Source organism: Actinomadura sp. KC345, from assembly GCF_004348515.1.
GTDB lineage: Bacteria > Actinomycetota > Actinomycetes > Streptosporangiales > Streptosporangiaceae > Spirillospora.
Window position 1 is genome coordinate 1 of record NZ_SMKH01000140.1, and the last position, 19236, is coordinate 19236.

The following is a 19236-nucleotide window of genomic DNA, read 5'->3' on the forward strand; positions in this document are numbered from 1 at the left end:
CCCCTGAGCGATGTAACGCTCCAAAGAAACCTTGCCCGATATTACCGCTATATGAAATCCACACACGCCCCCGGCCCCGACGCCGGGCCCCGCTCCAAACCGATCGCAAACGACCCCAGCCACCACCGCAACCCCGCGACGACCCCAACAGTCGCGATCGCGTCCGAAGGCAGGTTGCGAGCCTGCGAGAAACCTGATCGCGCAGCGAGCCGCCAGGCGAGCCGGAGCGATGCAGCGGTCGCACCGTAGTTCCCGCCGAAGGGAGGGCCCTCAAGGGCCCGACCGCCAAGGGAACTACAAATCAACTCAGCCGCTGGCTGACGACCTGGGTGACGCCGTCGCCGCGCATGCTGACGCCGTAGAGGGCGTCGGCTCCCTCCATGGTCCGCTTCTGGTGAGTGATCACGATGAGCTGGGACGCCTCGCGCAGCTCCTCGAAGACGGTGAGCAGCCGCTGGGTGTTGGTGTCGTCCAGCGCGGCCTCGACCTCGTCCAGGACGTAGAACGGGGACGGGCGCGCCTTGAAGACGGCGACGAGGAACGCGATGGCCACCAGGGACCGCTCGCCGCCCGACAGCAGCGACAGCCGCTTGACCTTCTTGCCGGGCGGCCTGGCCGCGACCTCGACGCCGGTGGTGAGCATGTCGTCGGGCTCGGTCAGGGACAGGCTGCCCTCCCCACCCGGGAACAGCCGTGCGAAGATCCGCTCGAACTCGCGGGCGGTGTCGTCGTAGGCGGTGCCGAACACCTCCTGGACGCGGTCGTCCACCTCCTTGACGAGGCCGAGCAGCTCCCGCTGGGTCTTCTTCAGGTCCTCCAGCTGCGAGGTGAGGAACGCGTGCCGCTCCTCCAGGGCGGCGAACTCCTCCAGCGCGAGCGGGTTGACCTTGCCGAGCTGGTTGAGCTGCCGCTCGGCGGTCTTGGCGCGTTTCTCCTGGACGGCCCGGTCGTACGGTGCGGGCTGCGCGTCGTCCCCATGGTCGGGGTCGGGCGGCACGGGCTGGTCCGGCCCGTACTCCGCCACCAGCGACTCGACCTCCAGGCCGAACTCGTCCAAGGCCCGCTGCTCGTACTGCTCCAGCCGGAGCCGCTGCTCGGCGCGGGCGACCTCGTTGCCGTGCACGACGTTGACCAGGCGTTCGAGCGTGCCGGACAGTTCGCGGACCTGGGTGCGGACGACCTTCAGCTCGGCCTCGCGGGCCGCCTTGGCCTGCTCGGCGGCCTCCCACCGGCGGACGGCCGCGTCCAGGGAGTGCTCGATGCGCTCCAGGGCCGTCCTCGCTCCCTTGTGGACGGCCTTGGCGATCCTGGCCTGCTCCTCGCGGCGGGCGCGGCGCTGCGCGGCGCGGGCGCGTTCCTCGCGCTCGCGGCGGGCACCGCGTTCCAGGGCGTCGGCGCGCCCGGCGATGGCCTGGACGCGCTCCTCGGCCGTGCGGACCGACAGCCGCGACTCCATCTCGGCGGCGCGGAGCTCCTGGCAGCGGGCGTTCAGCTCGTCGCGGGACTCCGTGTCGTGCCCGGCCTCGTCGGCGACCTCCGCGGCCTCCTCCGACTCGGCGAGCCGCATCGCGAGCTCTTCGGCCGCCTCGGTATCGCGTTCCAGGGACTCGCTGGCCGCGTCCAGGGACTTGGTCAGCCGCTCCGCCTCGCCGCGGGCGGCGCGGACGTCGGCCTCCAGCCGGGCCGCACGCTGGGCCTCTTGAGCGGCCTGCGCGTCGTGCTCACGCAAGCGCGCGCGGACGCGGTCGAGGTCGCCCTGCGCGTGGTTGACCCCAGACTGGGCCTCGCCGGCGGCCGCCTCAGCGGCTTCCAGAGCGGTCTGTGCCGCGTTCTCACGTTCCGCGGACACCGTGAGCTCGTCGGCCGCGGCACCGGCCGCCGTCTCGGCCGCGGCGAGATCCTCGGTGGCCTGGTCCAGCGTCGCGCGCATCTGCAGAAGGCTCTGCCCGCCGCCCGCCGCTCCGCCCTGCGCCCAGTGCGCGCCGACGAGTTCCCCATCACGGGTGACGGCCCGCAGAGAGGGCTGCCGCCGGACGAGCGCGGCGGCGGACGGGACGTCGTCCACCACCGCCACATCGCTCAGCAGGTGCTCGACTGCGGGACGCACGGCGTCCGGCACGGTCACGGCGTCGGCCGCGTGGTCGATCCCGGGGAGCCGCCCGCCCGCCGCGGCCGCACCCCCGCCGATGAGCAGCCCGGCGCGTCCGGCGTCCCGGGAGCGCAGCAGCGCCAGCGCGGCTTCGGCCGTGTCCACCGAGCCGACCGCGATGCCCTCGGCCGCGTTGCCGAGCGCGGCGGCGATCGCCGCCTCGTACCCCGGGCGGACGTTCATCAGCGACGCGACCGTCCCGAGGACGCCGTCGAGCGAGCCGTCCGCCCCGGCGGCGAGGAGGGCCTCCCCGCCGTCGGCGGCACTGGCCAGCGTCAGGTCGAGAGCCTCGATCCGGGCCTGGAGGGCCGCGACCTTCTTCTGCGCGGCCTGGTCCGCCGACCGCGCCGAACCCACGGCCGACCGCGCCTCCTTCAAGGCCCGGCGCGGGCCGTCCACCGCCGCCCGCGCGGACTCCGCGGCCTCCTTCGCCGTGGCGAGCGCCTCCTGGGCGGCCTCGTGCTCGGCGGCGAGCTCCGGGTCCTCCACGACCTCGGCCTCGAACGCCTCGAAATCCGCCTGCGCGGACTCGGCTCGCCGCTCGGCCTCCTCGCGCGCCTCGGCGAGCCGCCCGATCTCCGACCGCCCGGCCGCGGCCTTGCTGCGCAGCGCCTCGACCCGTCCCCGCAGCCGGGCCAGCTCCTCCCGCCGGTCGGCCGCGGCGCGCACCGCGGCCTGCAAGCGCCGCTCCTCCGAGGCGAGGGCCTCCTCCGCGCCGGACCGCTCCTCGACGGCCGCGGACAGGGCGTCCTGCGCCTGGTCCAGCGCCTCCCGGAGCATCTCTTCCTGCTCGCGGATCTCGGCGGCCTCGCGTTCCATGTCCTCGGGGTCGCGGCCCCGCCGCTCCTCCTCGCGCGCCTCCGCCGCGTTGCGGTGCCGCTCGGCCGCCAGGTCGGCCACGCCCCGCAGCCGCTCCTTCAACGCCGAGAGCTGGAACCACGTGTCCTGGACCTGCGCGAGTCTGGGCGCCTGCTCCGCCTCCTCGGCCTCCAGGACGCCCTCGCGCTCCTGCGCCTCGTTCAGCGCCCGCTCCGTCTCGGTGCGGCGCTCCCGGATCGCGGCCTCGTCGGCGGCCTCCTGCTCAAGCCTCGTCCGCAGCGTGACCAGGTCGTCGGCCAGCAGCCGCAGCCGGGCGTCGCGCAGGTCGGCCTGGATGACGGCGGCCTTGCGCGCGATCTCGGCCTGCTTGCCCAGCGGCTTCAACTGCCGCCGCAGCTCGCCCGTGAGGTCCTGGACGCGGGTCAGGTTCCCCTGCATCGCGTCCAGCTTGCGGAGGGCCTTCTCCTTGCGCTTGCGGTGCTTCAGGACACCGGCCGCCTCCTCGATCACCGCGCGGCGCCCCTCGGGCCCCGAGTGCAGGACGCGGTCGAGCTGCCCCTGCCCGATGATGACGTGCATCTCGCGGCCGATGCCCGAGTCCGACAGCAGCTCCTGGATGTCCAGCAGCCGGCACGAGTCGCCGTTGATCGCGTACTCGCTGCTGCCCGACCGGAACATCAGCCGGCTGATCGTGACCTCGGTGTAGTCGATCGGCAGCGCGCCGTCGGAGTTGTCGATCGTCAGCACGACCTCCGCCCGGCCGAGCGGCGCCCGGCTGGCGGTTCCGGCGAAGATGACGTCCTCCATCTTGCCGCCGCGCAGCGACTTGGCGCCCTGCTCCCCCATCACCCAGGCCAGTGCGTCCACGACGTTGGACTTGCCCGACCCGTTCGGCCCGACGACGGCGGTGATGCCCGGCTCGAACCTCAGCGTGGTGGACGACGCGAAGGACTTGAAGCCGCGCAACGTCAGTGTCTTCAAGTACACGCGCGGGCCGTCCTCGTACTTATCGGGTTTCCCTCCCCCGGGCGCCGCGCGCCCTCCATCACCGGCCGCCGCCCGTGATCACCGGGCGGTTCCGGTGGTCGCGGGGTCGCGGCGATGGCTGAGGTCACCGTGCTCGTTATACAACGACCGCCCCGGCTCCCGGCACGGGACGCGCGGACGGCGGGGATTCGGGTCACGGAACCCATGCCCCACCGGATGCCCCGAAATTCGACACCCGCCACAGACGCCACCAGATCCGGCCGCCCAGAACCCGAGCAAGAGTTTGACCGTTTCCTGACCGTCCCCCCATACATCAGCCCGAGGGTACACCGCTGACCGGCCCGCCCCAGGCCCTTCGCCCATCACACACAGTACCCACGCCCGCAGGTCGAGCCCGACACCGACCACAGGGAAGCACCTACATCAGCCACCACCGCAACCCCGCAACAACCCAAACCGTTGCGATCGCGTCCGAAGGCAGGTTGCGAGCAAAGCGAGAAACCTGATCGCGCAGCGAGCCGCAAGGCGAGTTCGGAGCGATGCAGCGATCGCACGCAGTGCCCGCCGAAGGAAGGGCCTTCAAGGCCCGACCGCCAAGGGCAATGCAAATAAACAGGGACGCCAGGTCGTGGCGTCCCTAGTGCAACTTGGAAAGAAGGCGCTGATCAGGTCAGCGCTGGTTCGCGGTCCTTCACCGCTAGGGACATCACATCGTCGTCAGGCGCCGTCGCGAGCGCGTCGTTCTCTGCCTGAAGCCGTACGAGCTCGGCTTCCAGATCACGTACGCGCTGCTGAAGGCGCCGCATCTCCGCGACCATCCGGGGGTCGGGACCGCCGACGTGGCCGAGTAGAGCCTTCGCCATGACTAAGGGTCCTCCACGCTGAGTAACCAGCAGGGATCGCGCACGAGAATCAGCTGAAGTCGTTGCGCGTATCGTCTAGAGTCGCACCGGCCGGAGCCCTGGTCAAGCCGCACATCACAGGCCGGTAACAACCTTCCTCTACTAGTTTAGCAGGTATAAACCGGAACCCCCTACCCGGTCACCGCTCGTGGAAACCGGCGTCCCCGCCGCGCGGCTCGCTCCACCGCTCGGCCACGCCCGTGACCTTGCCGGGGCGTCCCGGCACACCGGCGGGCGGGTCGCCGTCCAGCAGGTCGAGGAGTGTCCGGCACCGTCCGCGAGGCCCTTCCGCGACGACCTCCACCCGGCCGTCGGCCAGGTTGGTGGCGGTGCCGCGGAGGCCGAGCTCCAGGGCCCGCGCCCGCACCCACCAGCGGAAGCCGACCCCCTGCACGCGGCCGCGCACCCAGGCCGTGAGCCGCACGTTCTCCTCGTCGCCGGCGTCCATCGCGTCCCCCGTCTCGGTGCCTGGTGATTCCCGTTGCCCTAGTACCGTCCCCGGCGGGGACGCGGTTGGCACACGGGGCAGCTGTAGGACGAGCGGTTCATGAACTCGTCCCGGCGGATCGGCGTGCCGCAGCGGCGGCAGGGCTGGTCCCGCTGGCCGTAGGCGTCCAGGGACCGTTCGAAGTAGCCGCTTTCGCCGTCCACGTCGACGTAGAGGCTGTCGAAGGACGTGCCGCCGACCGCCAGGGCGGCCTCCATGACCTCCTGAGCGCCCTCCAGGACGCGCGCCGCCTCCGCACGGGTCATCGTCTCGGTGGGCCGCGCCCAGTGGATCCTGGCCCGCCACAGCGCCTCGTCGGCGTAGATGTTGCCGACCCCGCTGATCAGCGACTGGTCGAGGAGGGCCCGCTTGATCCCGGTCCTGCGGCGGCGCAGGGCGCGGAAGAAGGCCTCGGGATCGAAGGCGTCCTCCAGCGGGTCGGCGGCGATGTGCACGATCGGTTCGGGGACGAGGCCCGGGCCGTCCGGGCCGCCGACCACGTCCGGCACCAGGTCGGTGACCATGAGGTGCCCGAACGTCCGCTGGTCGACGAAGCGCAGGTCGTGGCCTCCGTCGGCGAAGCCGATCCGGACCCGCAGGTGCTTCTCGCGTTCGCGGTCCGGCTCGCCCACGAGCAGCTGGCCGCTCATCCCGAGGTGCGCCAGGAGCGCCTCTCCCGGCGCCTCGTCCTGCTCGGCGCTCAGCGGCAGCCACATGTACTTGCCGCGGCGGCGGGGGCCGCGGACGGTGCGTCCGGCGAGCCGTCCGGCGAAGTCGGCCGGGCCCGGCGCGTGGCGGCGCACCGACCGCGGGTGCAGCACCTCGGCGGACGCGATCGCGCGGCCCGCCGTCCAGCGGTCCAGGCCGCGCCGGACGACCTCGACCTCGGGAAGCTCAGGCACCGGCCTGGGCCGCCTGGCCGGCCTGCTCACCACCGGCCTGCTCACCACCGGCCGCGCGGGCCTCCTCGGCCTGCGCGGCGGCGTCCCGTTCCACGACGATCCGGCGGATCTCGTTCCAGGCGGCCTCGGCGGCGTTCTGCTCCGCCTCCTTCTTGCTGCGCCCCTCACCCGACCCGTACGTCGTCCCGCCGACCCGGACCGAGGCGCGGAACGTCTTCTGGTGGTCGGGGCCGCTCTCGGCGACGTGGTACTCGGGGACGCCGAGCTCCTCGACGGCGGTGAGCTCCTGCAGCGAGGTCTTCCAGTCCAGGCCGGCGCCGAGGCCCGCCGAGCGGCTGATCAGCCCGTCGAAGAGCCGGTGCACCAGGGCGGACGCCTCGCCCAGGCCCCGGTCGAGGTAGACGGCGCCGATCAGCGCCTCCAGCGTGTCGGCGAGTATCGACGCCTTGTCGCGGCCGCCGGTGCCCTCCTCGCCGCGGCCGAGCCGGATGTGGGCGCCGACGCCGAGGCCCCGGGCGACGCCCGCGAGGGCCCGCATGTTGACCACGGCGGCGCGCAGCTTGGCCAGCTGCCCCTCGGGCAGGTCGGGGTGGCCCCGGAACAGGGTGTCGGTGACGACGAGGCCCAGCACCGAGTCGCCGAGGAACTCCAGGCGCTCGTTGGTGGGCAGCCCGCCGTTCTCGTAGGCGTAGGAACGGTGGGTCAGTGCGCGTTCGAGCAGGTCGTCGTCCACGGCGACGCCGAGCGCGCCGGTCAGTTCCGCGCGATCCGGCGCGGGGTCGCTCTTCTTGCCGCTCACAAGGCCCTCCTCGCAGGCCGTGCACCGCGCATGGCGCGGTCGCGTCTGTGGGCGCGCGGCCGGGACGGCCGGACGGCGAGGACGCACGGCCGGAGGGTCCGCGAAGACGAGGTGCGCGCCGGTCGGGTATCCCGGCGTGCACCACGGCTCCGGGCGCAGTCTCCGCGCCGGTCACCACGCCGACGTCACGCGCCGGGGTGGTCGGGGTGCCGGTCCTGCGCACCGCAGGGGGCGGGCCGCGCGGTCCGCGCGAATCCGCCCCCGGGTCGCAGGTGAACGTTCTTCATCCGGCGGCGCCGGAACCGTCACGGCGCCGGAGCCCGGGACGAAGAGCGCTCGGTCAGGCCGACGGGGCGATGACCTGCCGCCGGTCGTAGGTGCCGCACGTCGCGCACGCGGTGTGGGGCAGCTTGTGGTCGCGGCACGTCGGGCACTCGACCAGGTTCGGCGCCGTGGCCTTCCACTGCGCACGCCGGTGCCGCGTGTTGCTGCGCGACTTCTTCCGCTTGGGGACGGCCACGTCAGCCCTCCTGCTTTCCTTCTCGTCGGTCGGATGAACCACGGGGGCCGGAGCCTCCGTCCCCCCGTCCGGGGGGAGCCGGCGCCAGGTCGCCGGCGAGATCCTGCAGCGCCGCCCATCGAGGGTCGGCGACGTCGTGGCGGTGGCCGGGTCCGGCGTCCGCCAGCCGTGCACCGCAGTCCGGGCACAGGCCCGGGCAGTCCTCCCGGCACAGCGGGGACAGCGGCAGCGCGAGCACCACCGCGTCCCGCAGGACGGGTTCGAGGTCGATCAGATCGCCCTCTAGGCGGAGTTCGTCGTCGTCGGCGTTCCCGCCGGAGCGGGTGTCGTCGTAGACGAAGAGTTCCTGGAAGTCCGCCTCGAAGGTCGAGGCGATCGGGTCGAGGCAGCGGGAGCACTCCCCCCGGAGGGGGACCGCCGCCGTGCCGGTGACGAGCACCCCTTCGAGTACCGCTTCGAGCCGGATCTCCAGCTCGATCGCGGCGCCCTCGGGGACGCCCACCATCTCGACGCCGAAATTCTCCGGTGCCGGCACGGACAGGTGCTCCTCCCGCGACGACCCGGGTTGCCTGCCCAGCGCTCGTGTGTCGAGCACGAGTGGGGCGTTGGGGTCGAGGCGTGTCAGTGGCTTCCTGCTTTCGTGAGGCATGGGAATGACGGCCGCGGGTGATGGCCGATGTCCCAGGATACCGAAGACCCGGCGCTTGCCCAACTCGCGGCCCCCTCACCAGGAGCGGGCCGCCTGCGCCCCCTGCCCACCTCGCGGAGGAGGGCCGCTCACTGCTCCCTGAGCCGGTCCACCAGCCGGTCGTGGACGCTGTCGGGGACCAGCCCGGAGATGTCGCCGCCGAACCTCACGACCTCTTTCATCAGGCTCGACGAAAGGAACGCGTATTCGGGGTTCGTCGCCATGAAGAGGGTCTCCACACCGGCGATCCGGTGGTTCATCTGCGCCATCTGCAACTCGTACTCGTAGTCGCTGACGGCCCGGAGCCCCCGGACGATCACCGGGATGTCCTGCTCCCGGCAGTAGTCGACGGTGAGCCCGTAGAAGGTGTCGACCCGGACGTTGCCGTACTCCTTGGTGACCTCGGAGATCATGCCGGCGCGTTCGTCCACGGTGAACAGGCTCTTCTTGTTCTTGTTGATCAGCACGGCGACGACCACCTCGTCATACAGACGGGAGGCGCGGCTGATGATGTCGAGATGCCCGTTGGTGACGGGGTCGAACGATCCCGGACAGACGACACGGCGCACGACGCGAACCCCTTACGATCCAGGTTTGACCTGCGGCGTGAACGTACCAAATCGTATTCGGTCGCGTTCCACCCGGGCTCCGCCGTCTTCTTGGGCGGGCTCAGCCGGACAGCGCGTCGAGGATCGTGGCGGCGATGGGGCCGGACTCGATGCCGTAGCCGGGCGCCTCGGTCATCACCGCGACCGCGTACTCGGGGTCCTCCCGCGGGCCGTATCCGATGAACCAGCGGTCGTTGTAGGGGGCGTCCGCGACGTCGGCGGTCCCCGTCTTGCCGCCGAGGACGGACGTCCCCTTCAGCGACTCCGCGGTGCCCTTCTCGACGACGGCCTCCATCATGTCCCGCATCTGCTCCGCCTCCTCGGAGTCCATCGTCCGGGACATCGGGCCGGGCGAGATGTCGTCCACCGTCCTGCCACCGGGAGCGCGCAGCCTGTCGATGAGATGCGGCTGCATCACCACCCCGTCGTTGAGGACGCCGGCCGCGACCATGGCCATCTGCAGCGGCGCCGCGACCGTGCTGCCCTGCCCGATGGAGCCGAGCGCGCTGAGCGCCGCCTCGTCCGTCTCCGGGAAGGAACTGGCGGCGCTCAGCACGCCGTCGGCGTACTCGATCCGGTCGCCGAACCCGAAACCGGCGGCCTTCCGGAGAACGGCGCCGTTGCCGGGGTCCTCCGCGCCCATGTAGGCGAACGTTGTGTTGCAGGACTGCGCGTACGCCTCGATGAGCGGGATCCGGCGCAGGTCGCACGACCCGCCGATGTCGCCCGCGTCGTTGTTGATCGCCTGCCCCGCCCCGGGCGGCGTGTAGCTTCGCCCCGCCCGGACGCCGGTGTCCGCGGTGGCGCCGGCCTCCAGCGCGGCGGCCGCGACGACGGTCTTGAACGTCGACCCGGGCGGGAAGAGCTCCTTGGCGGCCTTGTTGAGCAGCGGCTTGAGAGGCTGGTCGTCGAGCCTGGCGAACGCCGCCGTCGCGTCGTCCCGGTCGAGGGTGGACACCTCGTTCGGGTCGTAGGACGGCGTGGACGCCATCACCAGGATCGCGCCGGAGTCCGCGTCGATGACGACGGCCGCGGCCCGCCGCACGCCCGAGCCCGCGAGAGCCTCGTAGGCGGCGTGCTGCGCGCGGACGTCGACGGTGGCCTCGACGGTCCCGCCCGGGACGTGCCTGCCGATGATCTTGTCCATGAGGTTGGAGGTGGCGAGGCGGTCGTCGGTCCCGTCCAGGAAGTGGTTCGCGGCCTCCTCCAGGCCGGTCTGCGCGAACACGGAGAAGTAGCCGGTCACCGGCGCGAAGACCGGTCCGTTCCGGTAGCGGCGCCGGTAGCGCTCGTCATCGGCCTTCTCCGACCAGGCGAGGCGCTCGCCGTCGGCCACGATGGGCCCGCGGTCGATCTTGAAGCGGTCGTCGAGCCGGCGGGCGTTGTCGGAGTCGTCGCGGAGATCCTGGGCCTCGAACCCCTGCACGTAGGTGATGTTCGCCATGAGCGCGACGACCATCACGAGCGTGACGACCCAGGTTCGTGCCAGCGCGCGGTCGGTGCCGGGCTCCATGCGGATGCACGTACCCGTACTTCGCCCGGGTCAACGGCCGCCGGCGCGTCCGTACCAGAACATCGCCTCGCCGTAACGCCGGTCCCGCTCGGCCTCGAAGCCGTCCGGCCACCGCAGCGCCGGGCCGCGCGCGGCGCGCTCCACGACGACCAGCGCGTCCGGGGCGGTCCACCCGTGGTCGCGCAGATCCTCCAGGAGGGCGGTGACGGACGCGTCCGCCACCGTGTAGGGCGGGTCCGCGAAGACCAGGTCGTACGGCTCGTCCGGCGGCGTGCGGACGAGCCGCTCCACCCTGTCCGCACGCGTGACGGCGCCCGGCAGCCCGAGAGCCTCGGCGTTCCGCCGGATCACCTTCAGCGCGCGGGGGTGCGACTCGACGAGCAGCGCATGCGCGGCGCCCCGGGACAGCGCCTCAAGACCGACCGCCCCGGAACCCGCGTACAGGTCGGCGACGCGCAGCCCGTCCAGGGGGCCGAGGAGGGCGAGCACGGTGGAGAACAGCCCCTCCCTCGCGCGGTCGCTGGTCGGCCTGGTGTCCCGTCCCGCCGGTACGGCCAGCCGCCGTCCTCCCGCGCTTCCCGCGATGACCCTGGTCATCCCCCCAGTATCCCGGCGCCCCGGCGCGGACGCGCACGGCGAGCGCGCGGTTCACCCGGTCGCATGACCCGCGGGTCGGCGCACGGCAGAACCGAAAACTACACAACGCGCACGGCGATCCCTTGTGAAACCCCGACCAAATGATCCGGACCCCGTTCACAGTAACTACTGGTCGTGTAAACGTGCTCGCAGGTTGTGCAACCCATCCCCTCAGGAGAATCCTGTGCATCACGGTAGGAGAATGGCGGTGACGGCCGGCGCGACGGTGCTGGGCATCGCCGCCATGAGCGGCGTATCGCACGCCGAGAGCTCCCCGCCCCCTGTCAAGCCCAAGCTCGCCGATCACAAGCCGGCCGAGAAGAAGGCCGCGAAGAAGGGTGACGCGCGCAAGCCCGTCAAGCGCAAGCAGGAGCCCACGCTCGACCTGCGTTTGAACGCCAAGCTCGACCACGACGAGCGCACCAGCACCACCACCGCGGGCCTGGACCTCGGCGCGGGCGTGAAGACGTCCGAGGGCGAGGCCGGTCTCCGGGTGAAGACCGGTGCGCGCGTCTCGGCGAAGAACAGCAGGGTCACGGCGGGCGCCGAGGTCGAGGCCAAGGCCAGGTCGTCCGCCGGAAGCGCCGGAGTGAAGCTCAAGACCGGCGCCGAGGTCTCGGGCGGCGGGCAAGGCGTGCAGAGCAAGCAGAGCAGGCCGGTCCTCAGCGCCGGGACCGAGCTCGGCGCCTCGGTGACTCCCGCCGGCGGGACCCCGCTGTCGGTGAAGGTCGCGGCGAACGCGTGCGTCGGCTCGGGGTGCGAGGCGCCGACCCCGCCGACGCCGCCGGGGCCTCCGGGCGAGACTCCTCCGGGCGAGACGCCGGAGCCGCCCAGCCCGCCGGCGCCGCCGGACGGCTCCCCGGCGCCGCCGAGCCCCTCGCCGGCTCCGCCCACGCTTCCGTCGTCGCCGCTGCTGCCGGACCTGCCGTCCGGCTCGGCGATCGGCCCGGGGGCCACGGCCGCCGGTGTCATCGCGCCGCCGAAGGACCTGCCCGTCACCGGGGCCGAGGCGCTGCCGCTGGTGATGCTCGGCCTGACCGCCATCGCCGCCGGGAGCGCGGCGGTGGCCGGGACCCGCAGGCGCGGCGCCCGCGAGTCCTGAGCGAGCCACCGCAGGGGGCGCCTCCCGATGGGGGGCGCCCCTGCGGCGTTCACAGCCGCTCGGAGCCCGTGACCTTCCAGCCGCCGCCGGATCGCTGGAGCCGCAGCCTCTGGAACGTGACCGGGTCCTCGTCGGAGCAGCCGTCCCCGCACTGGCCGAGCGTCACCAGCGCCAGGAGCCGGTCCCCCTCCCCCGCCGGGCGCATGGCGATCTCGACCGTCGACCCGGACGCCACGGACGGGTGCCGCGCCACCGCTTCCATCGCCCCCCGGGCCTCCCCGCCGGGCCAGCCCGCGCCCGACGTGTCGAGCCTCGGCGAGCCCGCCTTCAGCGAGTAGAGGCTGTCGAGCAGCCAGGCGTCCCCCTGCTTGACCATGGTCGCGCGCATCGGGTCCTGGAGACGGCTGGGATCGGCGTTCTCCGCCCGGACCGTCCGCCTGACGTACGACAGGACCGTCACCTTGCCGGAGGACGCGGCCACCACGGCGGAGTCGGCGACGTCCGCCGCGACCGAGCCCTTCTTGTCCTTCAGCTCCTCGCGGTACTCGCGGGTGGCGAGCTGCCGGTCGTAGTCGGCGCCGTACCTGGGGGTCGACACCCGGTGCGCCGCCGCCACGTTCTCGTCGAGCGACGCGTGGTCGAAGCTCAGCACCGTCTCGATGGCCTGCGCGGCCGGCTCCACCGCCTCCACGGCCTCGGCGGGCGGCGCCGCGGCGGAGGCGCCAGCCCGCGCGGTATCGTCCGGGCCGTCCGACAGCAGGGCCCACGCCGTCCCGCCCGCGGCGAGCGCGAGCAGCGGCGCCAGCACGGCGGCGACGATGCCCAGCGCCCGCCGCCGGCGCCGCGGCGGGACGGTCGGCGGCTGCCGCACGGGGGTGGTCCCGCCCGAGTCCGTTCCGGCCAGGTGGCCCTGCCGCCCGACGGTGGGCGGCGCCAGGGGCGCCCGCGCGAAGTCGGCGCCGGTGGTGAGGGTCCGCTCGGCTTCCTGCTCCGCCCGGACCTCGCCGCCGAGCAGGTTCAGCAGGACCTCCTGCGCCTCGGGCCGCATCGCCGGATCCTTGGCCAGGCACGACGCGACGGCCCCCCGCAGCGATTCCGGCAGCGCCGACAGATCGGGCTCGTAGTGCAGGATCCGCTGGAACACCGCGGAGATCGTGTCGTTGCCGAACGGATGCCGCCCGGTCGCCGCGAACACCATCGTCGCCGCCCACGTGAACAGGTCCACGCCCGTGCCGAGCACCCCGTCGGCGACCTGCTCGGGCGCCATGTACGACGGCGTGCCCACGATGCCGCTGGCCTTCGCCGACGACGCGCCGATGACCCGCGCGATGCCGAAGTCGATCACCCGCGGCCCGTCCGGCCCCATCAGCACGTTGGACGGCTTGAAGTCGCGGTGCAGGATCCCGGCCCGGTGGATGGCCGCCAGCGCCGTCACCGTGCCGATCGCCAGCCGGTCGAGGTCGGTCCCCGTCCGCGGCCCCTGCTCGTTGACGAGCCCGCTCAGCGACGGCCCCGGCACGTACTCGCTGACGACGTAGGGCAGGTCGCCGGAGATGTCGGCGTCGACGACCTGGGCGGTGCAGAACCCGGCGACCCGCCCGATCATCCCCAGCTCCCGCTCGAACCGCGCCCGCCATTCCGGATCCCGGCTGAGGCGGTCGCGCAGCAGCTTCACCGCCGCCTGCGCGCCGTCGTCGCGGCGACCCAGGTAGACGACGCTCTGGCCGCCCTCCCCCAGCCGTCCGACCAGCTCGTACCGCCCGAGCCGAGCAGGATCGTCCGGCAGCATGGGGCCAACGCCCGCCATGGGAGCTCCTCCGTCGCACCAAAAACCCGCAACGGAAGCAGTACCCGTCCGGGCCCTGGATGGTCACCATCCAGGCTCAAGACGTTAGACGTCCGTGATCGGCCGTGCGTTCTGCGTTATCCGTCCCGGAGGTCAGGCTTTTTCGAGGAAGTCGGCGCGATCGTCGTCCAGGAGGGACGCGAGGACGGCGGCCAGGCCGGGATGGTCCGACAGGGCGGGGTCGGACTCGACCAGCGCCGTGGCCTCCTCGCGGGCGTCGCGGATGACGTCCTCGTCGCGCTGGAGGGTGAGCAGGCGGAGGCTGGACGCGCGGCCGGCCTGCGCCGCGCCCAGCACGTCGCCCTCGCGGCGCTGCTCCAGGTCGAGGCGGGACAGCCGGAAGCCGTCGGTGGTGGACGCGACCGCGTCGAGCCGCTCACGCGCCCTGCTCCCGGGTTCGGCGTCGGTGACGAGCAGGCACAGTCCGTGCAGGGAGCCGCGCCCGACGCGGCCGCGCAGCTGGTGGAGCTGGGAGACGCCGAACCGGTCGGCGTCCATGATGACCATGACGGTGGCGTTGGGGACGTCCACGCCGACCTCGATGACCGTGGTGGCGAGCAGGACGTCCAGGTCCCGGTCGGTGAAGCGGCGCATCACCGCGTCCTTCTCGTCCGGATGCAGCTTGCCGTGCAGGACGCCGACGCGCAGTCCGGCGAGAAGCTCCTCCAGCTTGGGCAGGACCTCCATGATCCCGAGCGGGGACCTGCGGCCGGAGTCGTCGCCGGCGTCCCCCGCGCCGCCCATGTCCATCGCGTCGCCCATGTCCATCGCGTCGCCTTCGTCGCCCTCCTTCTCGCCGATGCGCGGGCAGACGATGTAGACCTGCCGGCCGTCGGCGGCCTCCTCCCTGATGCGCTCCCAGGTCCGGGCGAGGAACGCGGGCTTCTCCGGCGGCACCACATGGGTCCGGATCTCCGACCTGCCCGCCGGCAGCTGCCCGAGGACGGAGGTCTCCAGGTCGCCGAAGACCGTCATCGCGACCGTGCGCGGGATCGGCGTCGCCGTCATGACCAGGACGTGCGGCCGGCCGCCGCCGCTCTTCTCGCGCAGCGCGTCCCTCTGCTCGACCCCGAAGCGGTGCTGCTCGTCCACGACGACGAGCCCGAGGTCGGCGAACTGAACGCTCTCCTGGAGGAGCGCGTGGGTGCCGACGATGATCCCGGCGGCGCCGGACGCCGCGTCCAGCAGGGCCTCCTTGCGCGCCTTCGCGCCCTGGGACCCGGTGAGCAGCGCGACCCTCGTGGCGTTCTCGGCGCCGCCGATCTGTCCCGCCTGCGCGAGGTCGCCGAGCATTCCCGTGATCGACCGGTAGTGCTGCTGGGCGAGCACTTCGGTCGGCGCGAGCAGCGCCGCCTGGCCCCCGTTGTCCACCACCTGCAACATCGCCCGCAGCGCGACCACGGTCTTGCCGGAGCCGACGTCGCCCTGGAGGAGGCGGTGCATGGGGTGTTCGAGGGCCAGGTCCGCGGCTATCTCCTCGCCCACTTCGCGCTGGCCCTTGGTGAGTTCGAAGGGCAGGCGGGCGTCGAACTCGGCCTGGATGCCGCCGAAGGCGGGGGGACGCGGCGTCGCCGGGAGCGCGGCGGCGGCGAGGCGGCGCTGGGCCAGGGCCGCCTGGACGACGAACGCCTCGTCCCACTTGAGGCGGGCGCGGGCGCGGTTCAGCTCGTCCCAGGTCCGGGGCCGGTGGATGCCCTCGTACGCCTCGCGCAGGCCGATCAGGCGCCGGCGGCCGAGCAACGGCCCCGGCATCGGGTCGGCGGGCAGGGTCAGCTGGTCGAGGACGGTGCCGACCGAGGTGCCGATCGTCTCGATGGGCAGCGCCTTGGTCGACGGGTAGATCGGGATGATCTCGTCGGCCCACTCCTGGGCGGCCTCCTCGGCGCCCTTCTCCGCGACGACCTTGTACTGCGGGTGGGTGAGCTGCCGGACCTCCCTGCCGCTGCGCGGCCGGTAGGTGCTGATCTTGCCGGCGAACAGGCCGCGGGTGCCCGGCGAGAGGTCCTTCTCCGGCCTGTACGAGCCCTTGCGGCCGAAGAAGCTCAGCTTCAGCTGCCCGGTTCCGTCCGTGACGGTGATCTCCAGGACGTAGCCGGGGCTGCGGTTCAGGCTGCGCCCCTGGACCTTCACGACCTCCGCCATGACCGTGACGTGCTCGCCGTCCTGCAGGCCGCTCAGCTGGGTGAGCTCGCCGCGGTGGGCGTAGCGGCGCGGGTAGTGGTGCAGCAGGTCGCCGACCGTGTGCAGGTCGAGGCCCTTCTCCAGCGCCTTGGCCGTCTTGTCGCCGAGAACCTTGCGCAACGGCTCGTCGATGTTCGCCACGCAGTCTGTTCTAGCCCATGCCGGGGACGGGAATCATCGAACGCCTCATTCGACGCCGATGAGCAGCGGATACCGCTCCTGGCCGCCGGCGTAGACGCCGACCTCCACGTCGGGATGGCCGTCGCGCAGATGGCCGTCGAGGGTCTCGGCGAGCGCGGGTGGCGCGCAGGAGCCCGCGATCAGCGTGACGAGTTCCCCTCCGCCGGACAGCATCCGGTCCACCAGGTGCCGGGCGACCTCGGTGACGTCCGCGCCGATCGTGACGACGTCGCCCTCGATCAGGCCGAGGACGTCGCCGGGCTGGCACAGGCCGACGCTCGTGACCGCCTCCTGCTCGGCGACCTCCAGATGGCCGAAGCGGGTGGCGCCGGCGGCGCGGGTCATCTCGATGACGTCCTCGCCGAAGCGGCGCAGCGGGTCGTGCACGGCGAGCGCCGCCATCCCCTGGACGGACGCCTTCGTCGGCACCACCGCGATCCGGGCGCCGCCGTCCCTCGCGCGTTCCGCGGCCGCCTCGGCGAGCGAGAGGACCTCGGGTTCGTTCGGCAGGACGGCCACCTCGTCGCCCGCCGCGAGGATCGCCTCCGCCAGCACGGCGAGCGGCGGCGCCGCGCCCGGTTCGCTGCGGACGACCCGCGCGCCGCACTCCTCGAACAGCGCGGCCAGCCCGCCCGCCGCGGTGACGGCGACCACCGCGCGGCCGGTGTGCGGCGCGTGCGGATGCCCGCCGGCGCCGGGATGCAGGTAGCTGACGCGGATCCGGTGCGGGCGTCCGGCGGCCATGCCCGCCTCGATGGCCGCCCCGGCGTCGTCGACATGGACGTGGACGTTCCACAGGCCGTCGCCGCCCACCACGACGAGCGAGTCCCCGAGGCCGTCGAGCGTCTCCCGGAGCGGGTGGACGGCGTCGTCCGGCGCGTCCAGCAGGTACATGACCTCGTAACCGGGCCCCGGCGGTTCCGGACGTTCCCCGTCGGGCGGTGTCCCGGCGGCACGGGCGGGGACCTCGTACCGCTCGGGGAACTCCTCGGTGATCACGGCCGCGAGGACGTCGAGCACCACGCAGAGCCCGGCCGCGCCCGCGTCCACGACCCCGCTGCGGGCCAGCACGTCCAGCTGCCCGGTGGTGCGCTTGAGCGCCCGCCGCGCTCCGCCGGCGGCGGCGCGCACCGTCCCGGCGAGGCCGGTAGCGGACGATCCGGACGCGCAGGCCGCGGCGGCCTCGGCGAGGACGCTCAGGATCGTCCCCTCGACCGGGTGCTCCACGGCACCGCGGGCCAGGCCGGACGCGTGGTCCAGCGCCCCGGCGAACGCCGCCTCGTCCGGCGGCGCCTCCAGGGGGCCGAGGACGTCCGCGAGCCCGCGGAACACCTGGCTCAGGATCACGCCGGAGTTGCCGCGGGCGCCGAGCAGCGCGCCCCGCGCCAGCGTCCGCCAGATCCGCGCCGCGTCCGCGGTGTCCGGCAGCTCGTCCAGCGCGTCGGCCGCGGCGACCACGGTCAGATGCAGGTTGGTCCCGGTGTCCCCGTCCGGGACGGGGAACACGTTGAGCGCGTCGATCTCCGCCCGCGCACGCCCCAGCGCCTCACCCGCGAGCCTGCACCACGCCCGTACCGCCGCCCCATCGAGAGTCCCGCCCACGAGCCCGTCCCCTCTCGCCGTCCAACACCTCTTCTGTACCGTGCGGCGCGCCGTCCCGGGAAGCCGGGCGGGCGGCGGCGCGATTCGCGCACGCGGTGCGCTGTCGGCTAGTCTGATCCGTGCGCCTCGTCCGGGGCGCTATCGGTGAGCACCCATCATGCCCGGCCCGCCCTCCGGCGGCATCGGGCGGCGCTCCGGTCAGAGCATCGACACCACTTGGAGTTTCCCGTGGCTTCCGTCTGCGACGTCTGCGGCAAGGGACCCGGTTTCGGCATGCGCGTCTCCCACTCGCACCGCCGCACCCCGCGCCGCTGGAACCCCAACATCCAGCGCGTGCGCGCCGTCGTGAACGGCAGCACCAAGCGGATCAACGCCTGCACGTCCTGCATCAAGGCCGGCAAGGTCGTCAAGCCCACGGTCTGAGCGAGACCACGCGGCTCCGGCCGGCTCATCGGGAGGGTCCGGTGAGCCGGCTTTCGTGTGTTCCCGTGTCGTGTGTTCCGGGCCCTTCACCCGTCAGGTGCGGTGCCGCCAGGCGTGGTCGACCGGGCCGATGCCGGCGCCCAGCGGGAAACCCGCGGCGATCGCGCCCGTCACGTACTCCTTCGCCTTCGCGACGGCCGCGGGGACGTCCTCGCCCAGCGCGAGATGCGACGCGATCGCGGACGCGAGCGTGCAGCCGGTGCCGTGGGTGTGCCTGTTGTCGTGCCGGGACGCCCTGAAGCGGTGCTCGCGCTCCCCGTCGAACAGCAGGTCGGCGGGCTCGCCCGGCAGGTGCCCGCCCTTGATCAGGACCCAGCGGGGGCCGAGCGCCTTGACGGCCTCGGCCGCCTCGCGCATACCCGACTCCTGGACCACCTTGACGCCCGTGAGCTGCTCGACCTCGTAGAGGTTCGGCGTGGCGACGGTCGCGACCGGCAGCAGCGCCGAGCGGACGGCCTGGACGGCGCCGGGGGCGAGGAGCGCGTCGCCGTGCTTGGACACGCCCACGGGGTCGACGACGGCGGGCGCGCCGGAGGCGGCGAGGGCCTCGGCGACGGTCTCGACCAGCACCGTGGACGCGAGCATCCCCGTCTTGATCGCGTGGACGCCGATGTCGGACAGCACGGAGTCGAGCTGGGCGCGCACGGCCTCGGGCGGCAGTTCCCAGTAGCCCTGGACGCCGAGGGAGTTCTGCGCGGTGACGGCGGCGACGACGCTCATCCCGTGGACGCCGAGGGCGAGCATGGTCTTCAGGTCCGCCTGGATTCCGGCGCCGCCGCCGGAGTCCGAGCCCGCGACGGTGAGCACGAGGGGCGGGGCCTGGGGCGTGGAG

16 protein-coding genes are annotated in these 19236 nt (G+C 73.2%); 2 read left to right on the forward strand and 14 right to left on the reverse strand.

Annotated features, from left to right (window positions below; translation table 11 throughout):
* Window positions 1-301: 301 nt before the first annotated feature.
* From smc to rsmD, 10 genes are all read right to left on the reverse strand, one after another.
* Window positions 302-3955, reverse strand: a complete 3654-nt coding sequence (smc, locus tag E1281_RS22445) for a chromosome segregation protein SMC (protein WP_131881276.1) — start codon at window positions 3953-3955, stop codon at window positions 302-304.
* A gap of 665 nt (window positions 3956-4620) precedes the next feature.
* The gene (locus tag E1281_RS22450; protein ID WP_083946295.1) at window positions 4621-4818 is read right to left on the reverse strand and encodes a hypothetical protein; all 198 of its coding nucleotides are present in this window, start codon (window positions 4816-4818) and stop codon (window positions 4621-4623) included.
* A gap of 178 nt (window positions 4819-4996) precedes the next feature.
* Complete coding sequence (locus E1281_RS22455) at window positions 4997-5305, reverse strand: acylphosphatase (protein WP_131881278.1); 309 nt, start codon at window positions 5303-5305, stop codon at window positions 4997-4999.
* A gap of 38 nt (window positions 5306-5343) precedes the next feature.
* Window positions 5344-6246: a bifunctional DNA-formamidopyrimidine glycosylase/DNA-(apurinic or apyrimidinic site) lyase gene (gene mutM, locus E1281_RS22460; protein WP_131881280.1), complete on the reverse strand. Its 903-nt coding sequence runs from the start codon at window positions 6244-6246 to the stop codon at window positions 5344-5346.
* The gene (rnc, locus tag E1281_RS22465; RefSeq protein WP_131881281.1) at window positions 6239-7045 is read right to left on the reverse strand and encodes a ribonuclease III; all 807 of its coding nucleotides are present in this window, start codon (window positions 7043-7045) and stop codon (window positions 6239-6241) included. Before rnc ends, mutM begins: the two co-directional genes overlap by 8 nt.
* A 340-nt stretch (window positions 7046-7385) precedes the next feature.
* Entirely contained in the window at window positions 7386-7565 is a 180-nt protein-coding gene (gene rpmF, locus E1281_RS22470) for a 50S ribosomal protein L32 (protein WP_021598752.1), read from the reverse strand.
* A gap of 1 nt (window position 7566) precedes the next feature.
* Window positions 7567-8214, reverse strand: a complete 648-nt coding sequence (locus tag E1281_RS22475; protein WP_131881283.1) for a YceD family protein — start codon at window positions 8212-8214, stop codon at window positions 7567-7569.
* Between the two features lie 128 nt (window positions 8215-8342).
* Entirely contained in the window at window positions 8343-8822 is a 480-nt protein-coding gene (coaD, locus tag E1281_RS22480; RefSeq protein ID WP_131881285.1) for a pantetheine-phosphate adenylyltransferase, read from the reverse strand.
* 100 nt (window positions 8823-8922) lie between these two features.
* A complete protein-coding gene (locus E1281_RS22485; protein WP_131881287.1) occupies window positions 8923-10374 on the reverse strand; it encodes a penicillin-binding transpeptidase domain-containing protein in 1452 nt (483 codons plus the stop codon).
* Window positions 10375-10404: 30 nt separating this feature from the next.
* Window positions 10405-10971 (reverse strand): 16S rRNA (guanine(966)-N(2))-methyltransferase RsmD, encoded by a 567-nt coding sequence (gene rsmD, locus E1281_RS22490; RefSeq protein WP_131881289.1) that lies wholly within the window; start codon window positions 10969-10971, stop codon window positions 10405-10407.
* A 241-nt stretch (window positions 10972-11212) separates the two neighbouring features.
* Here rsmD and E1281_RS22495 point away from each other — a divergent pair, with 241 nt between their 5' ends.
* Window positions 11213-12112 carry a hypothetical protein gene (locus E1281_RS22495; protein ID WP_131881291.1) on the forward strand — a complete coding sequence of 300 codons (900 nt, stop codon included), beginning with the start codon at window positions 11213-11215 and terminating at the stop codon, window positions 12110-12112.
* A 49-nt stretch (window positions 12113-12161) separates the two neighbouring features.
* Here E1281_RS22495 and E1281_RS41355 read toward each other — a convergent pair whose 3' ends face one another.
* The 3 genes from E1281_RS41355 to E1281_RS22510 all read right to left on the reverse strand — a co-directional run bounded on the left by E1281_RS41355 (window position 12162) and on the right by E1281_RS22510 (window position 17921).
* A complete protein-coding gene (locus E1281_RS41355) occupies window positions 12162-13919 on the reverse strand; it encodes a serine/threonine-protein kinase (protein WP_243717250.1) in 1758 nt (585 codons plus the stop codon).
* A 132-nt stretch (window positions 13920-14051) separates the two neighbouring features.
* On the reverse strand, window positions 14052-16280 hold the full coding sequence (gene recG / locus E1281_RS22505; protein WP_131881293.1) for an ATP-dependent DNA helicase RecG: 2229 nt from the start codon (window positions 16278-16280) through the stop codon (window positions 14052-14054).
* A gap of 45 nt (window positions 16281-16325) precedes the next feature.
* The gene (locus E1281_RS22510; protein WP_131881295.1) at window positions 16326-17921 is read right to left on the reverse strand and encodes a DAK2 domain-containing protein; all 1596 of its coding nucleotides are present in this window, start codon (window positions 17919-17921) and stop codon (window positions 16326-16328) included.
* A gap of 228 nt (window positions 17922-18149) precedes the next feature.
* Between E1281_RS22510 and rpmB the strand changes: the two genes are divergently transcribed.
* Entirely contained in the window at window positions 18150-18344 is a 195-nt protein-coding gene (gene rpmB / locus E1281_RS22515; RefSeq protein WP_030164391.1) for a 50S ribosomal protein L28, read from the forward strand.
* A gap of 93 nt (window positions 18345-18437) precedes the next feature.
* Here rpmB and thiD read toward each other — a convergent pair.
* A partial coding sequence (gene thiD, locus E1281_RS22520; protein ID WP_347813302.1) for a bifunctional hydroxymethylpyrimidine kinase/phosphomethylpyrimidine kinase occupies window positions 18438-19236 on the reverse strand: 799 nt, incomplete at its 5' end.

Excerpts from the sequence above, each read along its gene's own strand:
- E1281_RS22475 (WP_131881283.1), bottom strand. The coding sequence starts at position 8,214 with ATGCCTCACGAAAGCAGGAAGCCACTGACACGCCTCGACCCCAACGCC.
- E1281_RS41355 (WP_243717250.1), bottom strand. The coding sequence starts at position 13,919 with ATGGCGGGCGTTGGCCCCATGCTGCCGGACGATCCTGCTCGGCTCGGG.
- E1281_RS22450 (WP_083946295.1), bottom strand. The coding sequence starts at position 4,818 with ATGGCGAAGGCTCTACTCGGCCACGTCGGCGGTCCCGACCCCCGGATG.
- rsmD (WP_131881289.1), bottom strand. The coding sequence starts at position 10,971 with ATGACCAGGGTCATCGCGGGAAGCGCGGGAGGACGGCGGCTGGCCGTA.
- E1281_RS22455 (WP_131881278.1), bottom strand. The coding sequence starts at position 5,305 with ATGGACGCCGGCGACGAGGAGAACGTGCGGCTCACGGCCTGGGTGCGC.
- E1281_RS22495 (WP_131881291.1), top strand. The coding sequence starts at position 11,213 with ATGGCGGTGACGGCCGGCGCGACGGTGCTGGGCATCGCCGCCATGAGC.
- E1281_RS22485 (WP_131881287.1), bottom strand. The coding sequence starts at position 10,374 with ATGGAGCCCGGCACCGACCGCGCGCTGGCACGAACCTGGGTCGTCACG.